The following is a 13,575-nucleotide window of genomic DNA, read 5'->3' as shown; positions in this document are numbered from 1 at the left end:
CAGGGGGACCCCAGGTCGATGTCGTTCGCTTCACCGTTGTTCCTCTGGTACTTCCTGCCGGCGACGTTGCTCGCCGTGCTGGTGCTGCCGAGGAGCTGGCGGAACGGCATCATCGCGGTCGCCAGCCTGGTCTTTTACGCCAGCGGCGCGGGCGCGTTCACCCTGCTGCTCCTGGCGTGCATGGTGGTCAACTTCGCGGCGGGCACCGCGCTGGAGCCGAACCCGTGGGAGCCGCGGTCGAGCCGGAAGCGGTCGCTGCTGATCGCGGTCATCTGCTTCGACGTCGGCATTCTGGTGGTCTGGAAGTACGCCGGGTTCGCGACGCAGCAGATCGACTACTTCACCCAGCTCTTCGGCGGTTCGTTCCCGGTGGCGCACCTGGCGCTGCCGATCGGCATCTCGTTCTTCACGTTCCACCACATCTCGTACGTCGTCGACATCTACCGGGGTGAGCGGCGGGCGCTGCGCAACCCGGTGTCGTTCGTGACCTACATCGCGATGTTCCCGCAGCTGGTGGCCGGGCCGATCGTGCGGTACCGGGAGATCGCGGACCAGTTGCCGCAGCACCGGTCGCACCGGCTGGACGACATCGCGGCGGGCTTCCCGCGGTTCGCGCTGGGGCTGTGCAAGAAGGCGATCATCGCGGACTCGCTGAGCCCGATGGTCGAGGCATGCTTCGCGACGCCCGGCGACGAGATGACGTTCGCGATCGCGTGGCTCGGCGCGGTCGGGTACACGTTGCAGCTGTACTTCGACTTCTCCGGCTACTCGGACATGGCGATCGGCCTGGGCCGCATGTTGGGGTTCCGGCTGCCGGAGAACTTCGCGCGCCCGTACTCGTCGGTGACGGTGACCGAGTTCTGGCGGCGCTGGCACATGTCGCTGAGCCGCTGGTTCCGCGACTACGTGTACATCCCGCTCGGCGGCAACCGCGCCGGTGCGGCGAAGACGTACCGGAACCTGTGCATCGTGTTCGTGCTGACAGGTTTCTGGCACGGCGCGAACTGGACGTTCCTGGTTTGGGGTTGTTACCACGGGCTGCTGCTGATCATCGAGCGCCGGTTCGGCTGGGACCGCACCCCGCCCGCGGTGGCCGCGCGCGTGGGCCGCCGGGTGCTCACGCTGGTGCTCGTGGTGTTCGGCTGGGTGTTCTTCAAGTCGGCCGACATCGGGCACGCGTTCACCATGATCGGGCACATGCTGGTCCCCGACTTCGACGGCCTGACGGACGTCGTCGAGGCGGCGCTGACGAACCAGCGGGTGGTCATCCTGATCGCCGCGCTGGCGATCTTCGCGCTACCGGCCAACCCGGTCACGGGGCCACTGCTGGAGTCCGCCCGAACCCGCGGCGCGGTGGGCTTGCGGATCGGCGTGATGACGGCGGGCGCACTGTACGCCGCGATCCTGGTCGCGAACGGGACGTTCAGTCCGTTCCTGTACTACCAATTCTGAGTGGAGCGCCCTGCTCCAGGACGTTCCGGTACTGATCTGCGCTGAACCGGAAGGGACCGACGTCCGGGTAGCTTTCGAGCACTTGGTCTTGCGAGTCCTGCCAGCGGAAGTCGCGCCAGATGATGAGTTCGTCGTGCCGGGTGATCATCGCCGTGATGGCTCCACAGCCGAGATCACCGCACTCCGGACAGCAGTAGAGCACCTGCCGCCCGTTCGGAAGGCTGGACGGACCGCGGAGCCGCAGACGGTCCATTTCCCTGCTCAGGGCACGCGGCGGAAGATCAGTGGCGAGCGCAGAAACCACGTCCTCCCCGTCGAAGAGCGACAACAGGGGCCGGCCATCGATCACGAAGCCCAGAAACTCCCGTCGCGTGCGCGTGGCAGGCCCCAGAACGGCACCGCTGCGCACGGATGGGATCAACCCGACGTTCTGGAACATCGGCTGGCTCCTTGTCTTGCCCTGCCCCTGCCCCTGCCCGCGACTTAACCAGTGGCTGTTTCCCCTGCTCAACGTTACGTTTCCCAGTGTCACCGGGGTGAGGGGGATGCCATGCCGGAGCGGATCATGTTCGTCCAGCTGAAGACCGGCTTCGACACCGATCGGGGGCCGTCGTGGATTGGGTGGGTGCGGTTTTCCCGGACGTGGCAGACGGCCTACTTCCACGGCCGGACGCTGCGGCGGTGGACCGGTCTGCCGAGCGCGAACTTCGTCGACGTCGAGACGGACGAGTTGTTCTGGCTCTCCGGCCCGAAACGCGACCGGACGGACACCCGCTACGGCCCCGAGCCTCCGGAGGTCGAAGAGGACGCCCGGGAAGCCTACGAGGCGTTCCTCCGCGGTGAGCCGCTGCCGGGGCGGGAGGACGGTTAGCGTTGTCCGCGCGCAGTGCGGAACGTGCGGAAGCCCCGGCGGTGGTAGTTCGGCAGGGCGTGCGGATGGTCCAGGTCCGAGGTGTGCAGCCAGACGCGGCGGACGTCCAGGGGGAGGTGCCACGCCTGCTCGACCGCCAGGGTCAGCGCGTAGCCGCCGATGCCCTTGCCCACGTACTCCGGCACCAGGCCGAACGTGGTGATCTCCACTTCGCCGTCGCCGTGGGACTGGTAGTCGGCCAGGCCGGCGATCTCGCCCAGGTGGCGGATCAGCACGCAGTGGCGGCCCTCGCGGGAGAGGTACCACTCCCAGTCGTCGTCGGACCAGCGGGAGCTCGGCCAGTTGTACGGCTCGCCGATCCGCACCGTCGTCGGGCGCACCAGTGGGGAGTCGGCGGGAATGGGCTCTACCGCGACCCCGGGCACAGGTGCCGACGGGCGCAGGTCGCCGGGGCTGGTCATCTCGAGATGGGTGACGGTCTCCTCCACCCGGCCCAGCATGCCGACCGCGCCCACCACACGCGAGCTATTTCTGGCCGTACCCCCGCAACTTCTCCACCACGTGCGCGATCTCCTCGGCCGGCAGCAGCCGCGGGTCGCCCGCGGAACGGGCGAGCAGCCACACCTGGCAGAGCCACTCCAGCTGCTCGGCCCGGCTGTACGCCGCCGACAGACCATCGCCGTACGTGATGGTTCCGTGGTTGCCCAGCAGGCAGCCCCGGCGCCCCTCCAGCGCGGCGAGCATCGACTCGGCCAGCTCCTCCGTGCCGTACGTCGCGTAGCGGGCGACCCGCGCGGACGGGCCGATCGTCGCCAGCATGTAGTGCACCGCGGGCACCTCGTCGACCAAAGTGGACACCGCGGTCGCGTGCACCGAATGCGTGTGCACGACCCCGGTGATCGGCGCGCCGTCCGGGTCGGCCGCCTTCGTGTACACCGACAGGTGCATCGGCATCTCGCTGGTGGGCCGCAGCTTGCCCTCCACAATGGACCCGTCGAGCGACACCACCGGGATGTCCTCCGGCGTCAGCACGTCGTAGTCCACCCCGGTCGGCGTCACCGCGATCAGCTCGCCCGAGCGGGCGGAGATGTTGCCGGAGGTGCCCACCACGAGCCCGTCGGCGGTCAACCGCCGCGCGTACTCGCACACCGCTCGCCGTTCATCGGCCAGGATCACAGTCGCCACAACCCCCGCGCGGCGGTCAGCGACGCCTGGTAATCCGCGTAACCGCTCTGGTAGAACTCGACATTTTCGGGCACCGGCGACACGGTCCGCGAGCTGCTCGCCCACAACTCCGCGTCGAACGGCTGGTTCAGCGCCTCGGCCGCGACCAGGACGGCACCCCGCGCCCCGACACCCGGATCGCTCGGGATCACGATCGGGCGGCCGAGCACGTCGGCGAAGATCTGCGTCCACTCGGCGGATCGCACCCCGCCGCCGCACGCGTACAGCCGGCCGGACAGACCGGCCGCGTCGAAGCAGTGCCGTGCCGCGTAGGCGATCGACTCGCACAGCGCACGCACCACGTCCGCCCGCCCGTGCTCCAGGCTCAGCCCGGCGAACTGCGCCCGCGCGGACGCGTCGACGAACGGCGCCCGCTCACCGGACGCGGACAGGAACGGCAGCGCCCGCACCCCGGCGGCCCCGGGCGGGCTCTGCGCGAGCAGCGTCCCGATCTCGGTGACCTCGATGCCCAGCAGACGGCAGATCCAGTCGATGCTCGCGGTGCCGACCATCGCCGGCATCGCGTGCAGGTACTCGCCCGGCGTCGGCGTGGACAGGAACATCCCGGCCGGCTCGCCCTCGCCGTCGAACTCGGCGTTGTCGGTGAGCACCTGGCAGGCCAGTGTGGTGCCGGCGGTGAGGATGCCGTCGCCCGGCGCGCGCACCCCGGCGCCGATCGCGCTGGCGGGCAGGTCGAACGGGCCTGCGGTGACCGGCAGCCCCTCGGGCAGCCCGAGGAGTTCGGCGCCACGGCGGTTCAGCCTGAACACGGCCTTCGGCGGCGCCGGTTCGGCCAGCAGGTTCCGCCGGTGGGACAGTCCGACGGCGGCGATCGCGCCCTCGTCGTAGCGGCGGGTCTTCGGGTCGAGGAACGGCAGGGAGGCGTCAGACACGTCCACCGTGATCTCACCGGTCAGCCGCTGCACCACGGCGTCGACGCAGTACCCGGCCACCGCCGCCCGGTCCAGCACCTCGGGTTCGTGGGTGTCCAGGTAGGACAGGACGGCGGCCGCGCAGCCGGGGAACATGCCCGAGCCCGTGCGCCGGAACACCTCCCGCGACACCCCGTCGGCCTGCCACTTGGCGAGCAGCGCGTTGGCCCTGCCGTCGAGCCAGGAAATGGCCGGCCGCACCGCGTTGCCGTCCTCGTCGCGGAGCCACACGCCGTCGCCCTGACCGGTCAGCGCCAGCGCGGTGACCGGGGCGTCCAGCTTCGCCGCGACCTCGCGCACGACGGTCGCGACGGTGCCGACGACCTGGTCGAGGTCCTGCTCGACCCGGCCGCCGGGCAGGTGGTGCACCTCCGACGGCGTGCAGGCCTGGTGCAGCGACACCCCGGCCTCGTCGAACACGACGGCCTTCGTCAGTGAAGTACCGATGTCGACGCCGATGATCATCGCAGCACTTCCGGGTTCGCGACGTTCGCCAGCTTCTCCCCACGGGCGTAGCGGCCCACCTCGGCGGCGACGATCCGCGCGGCGCGCTCGGCGGTCTGGCGGCTGGCACCCGCCAGGTGCGGCGTTGCGATCACGTTCGGCGCGTCCCGCAGGGCCCAGTCCGCGGGCGGCGGCTCCACGTCGTAGACGTCCAGCGCGAGCGCGCCCAGTCGCCCGGACTTCAGCAGGTCCGGCAGCGGCGCGTAGTCCAGCAGCCCGCCGCGGGCGGAGTTGACCAGCACCGCGCCCTCGGGCAGCAGGGCAAGGCGCTCGGCGTTGATCAGGTGGCGCGTCTCGTCGGTCAGGCGGGCGTGCAGGCTGACCACCGCGCTGCGGCGGAGGAGGTCGTCCAGCTCGACCAGCTCGGCGCCGTCCGCCGCGATCTGCTCCGGCTTCGCGTACGGGTCGGCGACCAGCACCTTCGACCCGAACGCGACCAGCACCTTGGCCACCCGCGAGCCGATCGCGCCGTAGCCGACCAGGCCGACCGTGGTGCCCTCCAGCTCCAGCCCGGCGTTCGGGTAGGCGTAGTAGTCACCGCGCCAGGTGCCGCCGAGCAACTCGGCCGACGAGGTCGAGATGCGGCGCATGGCGGCGAGGATCATGCCGATCGCGAACTCGGCGGCGGCGGTCGCATTGCGGCCCGGCGCGTAGGTGACCGCGACGCCGGCCTCGGTGGCGGCCGCGAGGTCGACGTTCACCGGCCCGCCCCGGCACACCGACACCAGCTTCAGCTCGGGCGCGGCGGCGAAGACCTTCTTCGTGAACGGCGCCATCTGGGTGACCGCGACCTCGGCCCCGGCCAGCGCCTCGATGACCTGCTCCTCGGTGCCGCTCGCCTCGTGCACCCCGCCGACCGGGCCGAACGGCTCGACCGGCCAGGGCAGCGACAGCTCACTGAATTCGGGCTCGGTGGCCAGCTCGGCCCGGACCGCGTCGGCAAGCAGGTTGTTGCCGACGAACTCGTCTCCCGCGCAGAGAACGCGCACTTCTGGCTCCTCCTTGAACCGCCGGGCCTCAGCCGGCCGCGTGGACCTGTTCGTATTCGGTGATGTGTGCGACCTTGGCCGCGCTCGGCGAACCCGGGTCGAACGTGTACCCCAGCCACTCGGTGACGATCTTCTTCGCCAGCTCGGCCCCGATCACCCGGGCGCCGAAGGTGATGATCTGGCAGTTGTTCGACTTCACCGACCGCTCGGCCGAGTATGAATCGTGCGCGACCGTCGCACGCACCCCCGGCACCTTGTTCGCCGAGATCGCCACACCGATGCCGGTGCCGCAGACCAGGACGCCCCGGTCGGCCTCGCCGTTGGCGATCTTCTCCGCCGCGGCCAGGCCGAAGATCGGGTACGCGCGGTCGTCGTCCGGGCTGTCCACGCCCAGGTCGATCACCTCGGTGACCCGCTCGTCCTTCGCCAGCAGGTCCCGCACCTCGTTCTTCAGCAGCACGCCTGCGTTGTCCGCGGCCACCACGACCCGCATCAGTTCCCCTCCTTGCCCAGAGCTTCCCCGATCGCCGTGACGATCAGGGCGAACGAGGTCGCGCCGGGATCGGCGTGCCCCTTGCTGCGCTGCGCCAGCCGGGCCGCGCGTCCCTTGGCTGGCACCAGGTTCGCGGTCTCCTCGGCGGCGAGCGTCGCTGCCTGCGCGGCCTCGCGCCACGCGTCCGGCAGCGCGGCGCCGGCCTCGGCCTGCTTGCGCAGCGCCTGCCGGAACGGCTCGATCGCGTCGAGCATGGTCTTCTCGCCCAGTTCGGCCTTGCCCAGCTCGGTGAAGGCCCGCACCGCGCCGTCGACCGCGTCCGCGACCACCGCGGTGGTGATCTCGTCCACCCGCAGCCCCGCGCCGGTCTCGGCGAGCAGCACGCCGTACAGGGCGCCGGACGCACCACCGGCGGCGTCGGCGAGCGCGGTCCCGGCCGCCAGCAGCGTGTCGGCCACCGAAGACCCGGCGGCCTCGCGGGCGGCCGAAACGGCGGCTCGCATGCCGCGGGTCATGCCGAGGCCGTGGTCACCATCCGCGGCGACCGCGTCCAGACGGCCCAGCTCGGACTCGTTGTCCTCGATGCGGCGCATGGCCGCGGTCAGCAGGCGGTCGACGAGTTCGACCCCCTCACCCTCCGGGCGCGCCAGCTGCTTGTCCACTGTGGACGAGAGCTCGACCGGCTCCAGGATCGCCCCGCCGCTGCGGTAGCCCGGGGTGTCGCACGGCGCGCCGTACAGCTCGGCCAGCTCGTCGTCCAGCACCAGCACCGACAGCGAGACCCCGGCCATGTCCAGCGAGGTGACGAACTCGCCGACCTCCGTGTGCACCGGCGTCAGCCCGGCGCCGGCGAGGCGCTCGTGGATCCGGGTGTAGGTCACGAACATCTCTTCGTACTTGGTCCGGCCGAGGCCGTTGACCAGCACCGCGACGCGGCCGTCGCCCCGCGGCAGCTCGGGCAGCAGGCCGTCGACCAGCTCGTCGGCCAGCTCCGCCGCGCCGAGGCGGCCGACGGTGCGCACCCCCGGCTCGCCGTGGATGCCGAGGCCCAGCTCCATCTCGGACTTGCCCACGGTGAACAGCGGCTGGTCGGCACCCGGGAGCGTGCAGCCGCCGAAGGCGACGCCGAACGTGCGGGTGTGCGCGTTGGCCTTGACCGCCGCCGCGTGCACCGCGTCGAGGTCGTCACCCCGCTCGGCCGCGGCGCCCGCGACCTTGAAGACGATGAAGTCGCCCGCCACCCCGCGGCGCTTCTCCGGCGCGTCGGCCGGTCCGCTCGCGATGTCGTCGGTGACCAGGATGGTGCGGCTCTCGATGCCCTCCGCGGCCAGTCGGCGCGCGGCGAGGCCGAAGTGCAGGACGTCGCCGGCGTAGTTGCCGTAGGCGAACAGCACCCCCGCGCCACCCTCGGCGGCGCGGGCCGTGCGGTAGACCTGCTCGGCGCTCGGGCTGGTGAACACGTCACCGACCACCGCCGCGTCGGCGAGGCCGGGCCCGACCAGGCCGGCGAAGGCCGGGTAGTGGCCGCAGCCGCCGCCGATGACCACGGCGACCTTGCCCCGCCGGGGGACGTTCCGGCCGAGCACGCCGTACGCGCCGGGCACCTTGCGCACCTCGCGGCCGTACGCGGTGACGAAGCCGTCCAGCCAGTCCCGCTTGAACGTCGCGGCCGTTCCCAACGTGGTCATGAGCGCACCAGCTCCCCGGCGAGGTAGGCGAGCAGCAGCTTCCGGACATCGTGGTTGGACTCCGCGACCTGTGCGGCCAGCTCCAGCGCGTCCGGCTTTGGCGGGTAGGTCGGGTTGGGCAGGGCGATGACGGTCAGCCCGGCGGCCGCGGCGGCGCGGATGCCGTTGCTGGAGTCCTCGACCCCCAGGCACTCCTCGCCGCGGAAGCCGAGCCGGGACGCGGCCTCGGCGTAGACGTCCGGGCTGGGCTTGCCGCGCGGCACCTCGGCGCTGGACACGGTGGCCGAGAACTCCCCCGTCAGCCCGTGGGTCTCCAGCACCGCGTCGATCACCCGGCGCGCCGCCGAGGACGCGAGCGCGACCGGGACGCGGGCCGCCACGTCGCGCACCATCGCGTCGGCGCCGTCCAGCAGCGGGGCCTCACCGTCGGCGATCGACTTGATCATCCCGTCGACCACGGCCTTCTCGACCTGCTCCGGGGTCTCCGGGGTCCCGCTGCGCTCCGCCAGGTACGCGGCCCACTCGGGCGCGCTCATGCCCTGGACGGTGGCGGTGTCGGCGGCCGTCCACTCGACACCGTGGGCCGCCGCGTAGGCGACCCAGTTCTCCTCCCAGAGGTGTTCACTCTCGACCAGGACACCGTCGAGGTCGAACACCACCGCGGCGAAACCCATGCAACAACCCCTTTCACGCCGTTGGTGTTAAATTAACACCGCCGCCGAGATTTGTCACGGGAGGTCCGATGGGAACGCGGTTGCTGCTGGTCCGCCACGGCGAGACCGAATGGCACGCGGAGAACCGCTACGCCGGCACCAGCGAGGTGGGCCTCACCGAGCGGGGCCGCAGGCAGGCCGAGGGGCTGGCGGCGTACCTGGCCGGCGCCGGCGAGCCGGTCACCGCGCTCTACCGGTCGCCGCAGGGGCGCGCGCGGGTCACCGCCGAACCGTCCGCGCGGGCGCTCGGTCTCGAGCCGGTCGTGCTCGACGAGCTGCGCGAGGTGCACTTCGGCATCGCCGAGGGCAAGGTCCTGTCCGAGCTGGATCCGCAGGTCGTGGCTGCGTTCCGGGCGGATCCGGTGGCCGGCGCGTTCCCCGGAGCCGAGCCGACGGCCGAGGCCGCGCGCCGGGGAGCGGCGGCGCTGCGGGACATCGCGAAGCGCGAAGACGGCGGGCGGGTGCTGGTCGTCGCGCACAACACGCTGATCCGGGTCACGCTGTGTGAACTGCTCGGCATCCCGGTCCGCGACTACCGCCGCGTGTTCCCGCGCCTGGAGAACGCGGCCATCACCGAGATCGGGATCGACGGCGACGCGACGAGCCTGCGGCGCTTCAACCTGCCCACGTCCTAGCCTTGTCCCGTGGAAGACAAGTCCAGCGGGAGCGCGCGCTCCCGTAACATCCGGCAGCAGCGCATCACCGACTACGTCGTGAAGAAGGGCCAGGCGTCCGCAGCGGAACTGGCCGAGCTGACCGGCGTGAGCGTGATGACCGTGCACCGCGACCTGGACGAACTGGCCCGGCGCGGCCTGCTGCGCAAGTACCGCGGCGGGGTGTCCGCGCAGCCGTCGACGGTGTTCGAGAGCAACACCGAGTACCGGCTCAACGCCCACGTCGAGGCGAAGGCCGCGATCGCCGAGAAGGCGTTGTCGCTGGTCGAGCCCGGGATGTCGATCCTGCTGGACGACTCGACCACCGCGCTCGCCCTGGCCAAGCTGCTGCACCAGGTCACGCCGCTCACCGTGGCGACGAACTATCTGCGGATCATCGAGGTGCTCAAGCAGGTCGACGACGTGCGCCTGATCGGGCTCGGCGGCGACTACTCCGCGACTCACGACTCGTTCCTCGGCATGCCCTGCCTGGAGGCCGTCGAGCGGCTCACCGTGGACGTGACGTTCGTGTCGACCTCGGCGATGAACGCGGAGATGACGTTCCACCAGGAGCCCGAGATCGTCATGGTGAAGCGGGCGATGCTGGCCAGCGCGGAGATCCGGGTGCTGCTCATGGACTCCAGCAAGATGCCGCGCACCGCGCTGCACCGCCTGGCCGAGATCGAGGACTTCCACCACCTCGTGGTCGACTCAGCGGTGTCCGCGTACCTGCTCGACCAGTACGAGGACCAGACGAACGTGCTCGTCGCCGAGGTCTGATCGCATCACACCCTTGCGTGTTAATTTCACGTGCTCCATGATAACTTGGGTTTCGCACACTCATGGAGGCGTGATGACGCAGACGGCAACATCGAGGTTGTCCCAGCCGGACAGGGGGTTCGGGGGGCTTCTCGCCAGGTGGGGGCTACCGGCCCCGTTGTTCCTCGGGTACGTCGGCTTGTTGCTGTTCATGGTCGGCGACGGGGTGGAGTCCGGGTTCATCGCCCCGTTCATGGCCGATCACGGCGCCGGGGATGAAATTCACGCGTCCTATGTGATCACCGCGTACGGCGTGGCCGTGATGCTCGCGTCCTGGCTGTCCGGCGCGTTGTCGGAGCTGTGGGGGCCGCGCCGGGTCATGTGGATCGGCCTGGCGATCTGGCTCGTGTTCGACGTGCTGTTCCTCGCCGTGGCGGTGCCCAGCGAGAACTACCCGCTGATGCTGATCACCTACGGCATCCGCGGCTTCGGGTACCCGATGTTCGCGTTCGGGTTCCTGGTGTGGATCACCGCGGTGGCGCCGGTCGCGCGGCTCGGCGCCGCGGTCGGCTGGTTCTACTTCGCGTTCACCGGCGGCCTGCCGACGCTCGGCTCGCTGGTCGCGAGCTTCACCAACCCGGTGCTCGGCCACTACGGCACGCTGTGGCTGTCGGTCGGCATCCTGGCCGCGGGCGGTCTGCTGTGCGTGCTCGGGGTGCGGGAGCGGACCGGGTTCACGCGGCTCGCGCCGGAGGGCGTCCAGCCGGTGCAGAGCCTGGTGTCCAGCGTGTCGATCGCGTGGAAGAACCCGCGCGTGGGCGTCGGGATGATCGTGCGGATCATCAACACCGCGCCGGAGTTCGGCATGCTGGTGTTCTTCCCGACGATCTTCGCCGACCAGATCGGGTTCGGCGAGGGCCGGTGGCTGCTGCTGGTGTCGGTCATCTACGGCACGAACATCTTCTTCAACCTGATCTTCGGTGTGGCCTCGGACAGGATCGGCTGGCAGCGCACGATCTTCTGGTTCGGCGCGATCGGCTGCGCCATCTCGATCCTGCTGCTGTACTTCGTGCCGACGTCGCTGGGCGCGGACTACTACTGGGTGGCTCTGCTCGTGGGCGCGCTGTACGGTGCGACGCTGGCCGGGTTCGTGCCGATCTCGGCGCTGCTGCCCTCGCTCGCGCCGGAGAACAAGGGCGGCGCGATGGCGTTGCTGAACCTGGGCGCCGGTGCCGCGGCGTTCGTCGGGCCGGCGATCGTGTCGCTCTTCCTCGGCCCGGCGGGCGCGGCCGGCGTGGTGATCATCTTCGCCGCGCTGTACATCGTGGCGGCGGTGCTCACCCGGTTCCTGAAGCTGCCGGAGGCCACGCGGAAGGCCATCGACGAGGACGTCAGCTTGCAGGACGTGACGGCGGTCCGCCCGTGACGGTTGTCGGTGTCGACGTCGCGACCGCGGGGGTGCGTGCCTTCGCGGTCGGCGGCGACGGCTCGGTGCGGGCGACGGCTGCCGAGCCGTTGCCCGCCCCGGTCCGGGACGAGTCCGGCCGCAGCGAGCAGGACGCGCGGGCGTGGTGGCCCACGGTCGAGTCGGTGCTGCGGCGGGTGGCCGCGGAGGTGGCCGAGCCGGTGCGGGCGGTCGCGGTGTCGGCCACCTCGGGCACGATCGTCGCGGTCGACGGCCGGGGCGAGCCGCTCGGCCCGGCGCTGATGTACGACGACCGGCGCGGCGCGGACGACAACGCGAAGGCGGCGGAGGTGGGGGCGCAGCGGTGGCACGAGCTGGGGATGAGCGTGTCGCCGACGGCGGCGCTGGGCCGGATCAACTGGCTGCGCCGCGCCTACCCGGATGCCGCCGGTGTCCGTCACACACCGGACCTGATCGGTGAAAAGCTCCTCGGCCGCCCGGTGGCGACCGACTCCTCGCATGCCCTGAAGAGCGGGTACGACCCGTTGCGCGAGGAGTGGGCGGCCGAGGTGTTCGACTTCGGGGTGGACTGGCTCCCCGAGGTCGTGCGGCCGACGACCGTGCTGGGCGAGTTGCCCCGCCCGGTCGCCGGCCTACCCCAGGGGTGCCTGGTGGTGGCCGGCATGACCGACGGGTGTGCCGGCCAGCTGGCGACGGGCGCCGTGACGCCAGGCCGTTTCGCAGGGATCCTCGGCACGACCTACGTGTTGAAGGGCGTGACCGAACACCTGGTGCGGGACCCGTCCGGGGCGTTGTACAGCCACCGCCACCCCGACGGCTGGTGGCTACCTGGCGGAGCGTCGAACACCGGCGGCGAGGCGGTGGCCAGTGTCCCCAACCTCGCCGAACTGGATGCGGAGGCGGCGCGGCGCGGCCCCGCGCGAGTGGTGGCCTACCCCCTGAAGCGCGCGGGCGAGCGCTTCCCGTTCGTCACGCCCGACGCCCGGGGCTTCGTACTGGGCGAGCCGCAGGACGAGGTGGAGCTGCACCGGGCCCGCCTGGAGGGCGTCGCCTTCGTGGAGAGGCTGGCGTTGGAGCGGTTGCGTGAGCTGGGGGTGCCCGTGACCGGCCCGCTGGTGGCCGCGGGCGGGGGAAGCAAGAGTCCGTTGTGGACCCGCATCCGAGCGACGGTCAGCGGAATCGAACTGCGAGTGTCGCCCCAAGCCGAAACCGGCTACGGAGCGGCGATGCTCGCAGCCGCGGCGGTACTGCCGGGGGGACTGACCGAAGCGGCGGAAATGATCGGCGGAGAAGAATCGATAGTTGAGCCGGACGCGGCGGAACAAGAGCCGATGGAAGAGAACTACCAGCGGTTCAAAGAGGAATTGAAGAACCGGGGCTGGCTTTAGCGAGCGAACCCGGAAGCCGGGGCACGCTGTGGCAGGGAACCGGAAGCCAGAGGTGCTTTGACGGGCAACCCGAATACCGGGGCTGGTCTGACAGGCAGAACTGGAAGCCGGGGCGGGGCCTGGCAGGCGAATCGGAAGCTAGGGGTTGCCTTGGGTAGGCAAGCCGGAAGCTAAAGCTGATGGCAGGCAAAACCGTAGCCGAGCTGGCCTTGGCAGGAAAAGGCCGGAAACCGGGGCGGGGCCTGACAGGCAAACCCGAATACCGCGGCTGGCCCGATAGGCAGAAGCGGAAGCCCGGGCAGGCCTGGCAGGAAGAATCGGACGCCCAGGGCTGGCCCGAGTGGCAGAACCGGAAGCCGGGCTGGTCTGACAGGCAGAAACCGGAAGCCGGGGCCGGTCCGACTGGCAGAACCGGAAGCCGGGCTGGTCTGACAGGCAGAAACCGGAAGCCGGGGCCGGTCCGACTGGCAGAACCGGAAGCCG

The 13,575-nt window shown here is 71.0% G+C and carries 14 protein-coding genes; 6 read left to right on the top strand and 8 right to left on the bottom strand.

The annotated features are described in order from the left end of the window. Positions 1–18 precede the first annotated feature (18 nt). A complete protein-coding gene (locus tag AMYTH_RS0132010) occupies positions 19–1,452 on the top strand; it encodes an MBOAT family O-acyltransferase (RefSeq protein WP_027933665.1) in 1,434 nt (477 codons plus the stop codon). Here AMYTH_RS0132010 and AMYTH_RS46055 read toward each other — a convergent pair. Next, on the bottom strand, positions 1,424–1,891 hold the full coding sequence (locus tag AMYTH_RS46055) for a hypothetical protein (RefSeq protein ID WP_051362872.1): 468 nt from the start codon (positions 1,889–1,891) through the stop codon (positions 1,424–1,426). The genes AMYTH_RS0132010 and AMYTH_RS46055 overlap by 29 nt on opposite strands. A gap of 111 nt (positions 1,892–2,002) precedes the next feature. Here AMYTH_RS46055 and AMYTH_RS0132000 point away from each other — a divergent pair, with 111 nt between their 5' ends. Then, positions 2,003–2,323 carry a hypothetical protein gene (locus AMYTH_RS0132000; RefSeq protein WP_027933664.1) on the top strand — a complete coding sequence of 107 codons (321 nt, stop codon included), beginning with the start codon at positions 2,003–2,005 and terminating at the stop codon, positions 2,321–2,323. On the opposite strand, the gene AMYTH_RS0131995 is transcribed toward AMYTH_RS0132000, so the two are convergent. Genes AMYTH_RS0131995 through AMYTH_RS0131965 form a run of 7 tightly spaced genes read right to left on the bottom strand, consistent with a single transcriptional unit; the run spans position 2,320 to position 8,827 of the window. Further along, the gene (locus AMYTH_RS0131995) at positions 2,320–2,823 is read right to left on the bottom strand and encodes a GNAT family N-acetyltransferase (protein ID WP_084022869.1); all 504 of its coding nucleotides are present in this window, start codon (positions 2,821–2,823) and stop codon (positions 2,320–2,322) included. The two genes, AMYTH_RS0132000 and AMYTH_RS0131995, sit on opposite strands and share 4 nt — an antisense overlap. A gap of 25 nt (positions 2,824–2,848) precedes the next feature. After that, positions 2,849–3,499, bottom strand: a complete 651-nt coding sequence (locus tag AMYTH_RS0131990; RefSeq protein ID WP_027933662.1) for a class II aldolase/adducin family protein — start codon at positions 3,497–3,499, stop codon at positions 2,849–2,851. Continuing rightward, the gene (locus AMYTH_RS0131985; RefSeq protein ID WP_027933661.1) at positions 3,496–4,944 is read right to left on the bottom strand and encodes an FGGY-family carbohydrate kinase; all 1,449 of its coding nucleotides are present in this window, start codon (positions 4,942–4,944) and stop codon (positions 3,496–3,498) included. The genes AMYTH_RS0131990 and AMYTH_RS0131985 overlap by 4 nt, the downstream gene beginning before the upstream one ends. Then, positions 4,941–5,972, bottom strand: a complete 1,032-nt coding sequence (locus AMYTH_RS0131980; protein ID WP_027933660.1) for a 2-hydroxyacid dehydrogenase — start codon at positions 5,970–5,972, stop codon at positions 4,941–4,943. Before AMYTH_RS0131980 ends, AMYTH_RS0131985 begins: the two co-directional genes overlap by 4 nt. A 28-nt stretch (positions 5,973–6,000) precedes the next feature. Continuing rightward, complete coding sequence (locus AMYTH_RS0131975) at positions 6,001–6,465, bottom strand: ribose-5-phosphate isomerase (protein WP_017985389.1); 465 nt, start codon at positions 6,463–6,465, stop codon at positions 6,001–6,003. Continuing rightward, positions 6,465–8,153 (bottom strand): dihydroxyacetone kinase subunit DhaL, encoded by a 1,689-nt coding sequence (gene dhaL, locus AMYTH_RS0131970; RefSeq protein WP_027933659.1) that lies wholly within the window; start codon positions 8,151–8,153, stop codon positions 6,465–6,467. The genes AMYTH_RS0131975 and dhaL overlap by 1 nt, the downstream gene beginning before the upstream one ends. Beyond that, on the bottom strand, positions 8,150–8,827 hold the full coding sequence (locus tag AMYTH_RS0131965) for an HAD family hydrolase (protein WP_027933658.1): 678 nt from the start codon (positions 8,825–8,827) through the stop codon (positions 8,150–8,152). Before AMYTH_RS0131965 ends, dhaL begins: the two co-directional genes overlap by 4 nt. A gap of 68 nt (positions 8,828–8,895) precedes the next feature. Here AMYTH_RS0131965 and AMYTH_RS0131960 point away from each other — a divergent pair, with 68 nt between their 5' ends. From AMYTH_RS0131960 to AMYTH_RS0131945, 4 genes are all read left to right on the top strand, one after another. Beyond that, positions 8,896–9,501 carry a histidine phosphatase family protein gene (locus AMYTH_RS0131960; RefSeq protein WP_027933657.1) on the top strand — a complete coding sequence of 202 codons (606 nt, stop codon included), beginning with the start codon at positions 8,896–8,898 and terminating at the stop codon, positions 9,499–9,501. A 9-nt stretch (positions 9,502–9,510) separates the two neighbouring features. After that, positions 9,511–10,299, top strand: coding sequence for a DeoR/GlpR family DNA-binding transcription regulator (locus AMYTH_RS0131955; RefSeq protein ID WP_017985392.1), 789 nt, complete (start codon positions 9,511–9,513; stop codon positions 10,297–10,299). 73 nt (positions 10,300–10,372) lie between these two features. Further along, the gene (locus AMYTH_RS0131950; RefSeq protein ID WP_027933656.1) at positions 10,373–11,704 is read left to right on the top strand and encodes an MFS transporter; all 1,332 of its coding nucleotides are present in this window, start codon (positions 10,373–10,375) and stop codon (positions 11,702–11,704) included. Next, a complete protein-coding gene (locus AMYTH_RS0131945) occupies positions 11,701–13,092 on the top strand; it encodes an FGGY-family carbohydrate kinase (RefSeq protein ID WP_027933655.1) in 1,392 nt (463 codons plus the stop codon). Before AMYTH_RS0131950 ends, AMYTH_RS0131945 begins: the two co-directional genes overlap by 4 nt. Positions 13,093–13,575 lie beyond the last annotated feature (483 nt).

The sequence above is a fragment of the Amycolatopsis thermoflava N1165 genome (assembly GCF_000473265.1).
GTDB classification, from domain to species: Bacteria; Actinomycetota; Actinomycetes; order Mycobacteriales; family Pseudonocardiaceae; genus Amycolatopsis_E; species Amycolatopsis_E thermoflava.
Note: the sequence above shows the minus strand (reverse complement) of the source record. Positions and strands in the feature narration are given on the sequence as shown.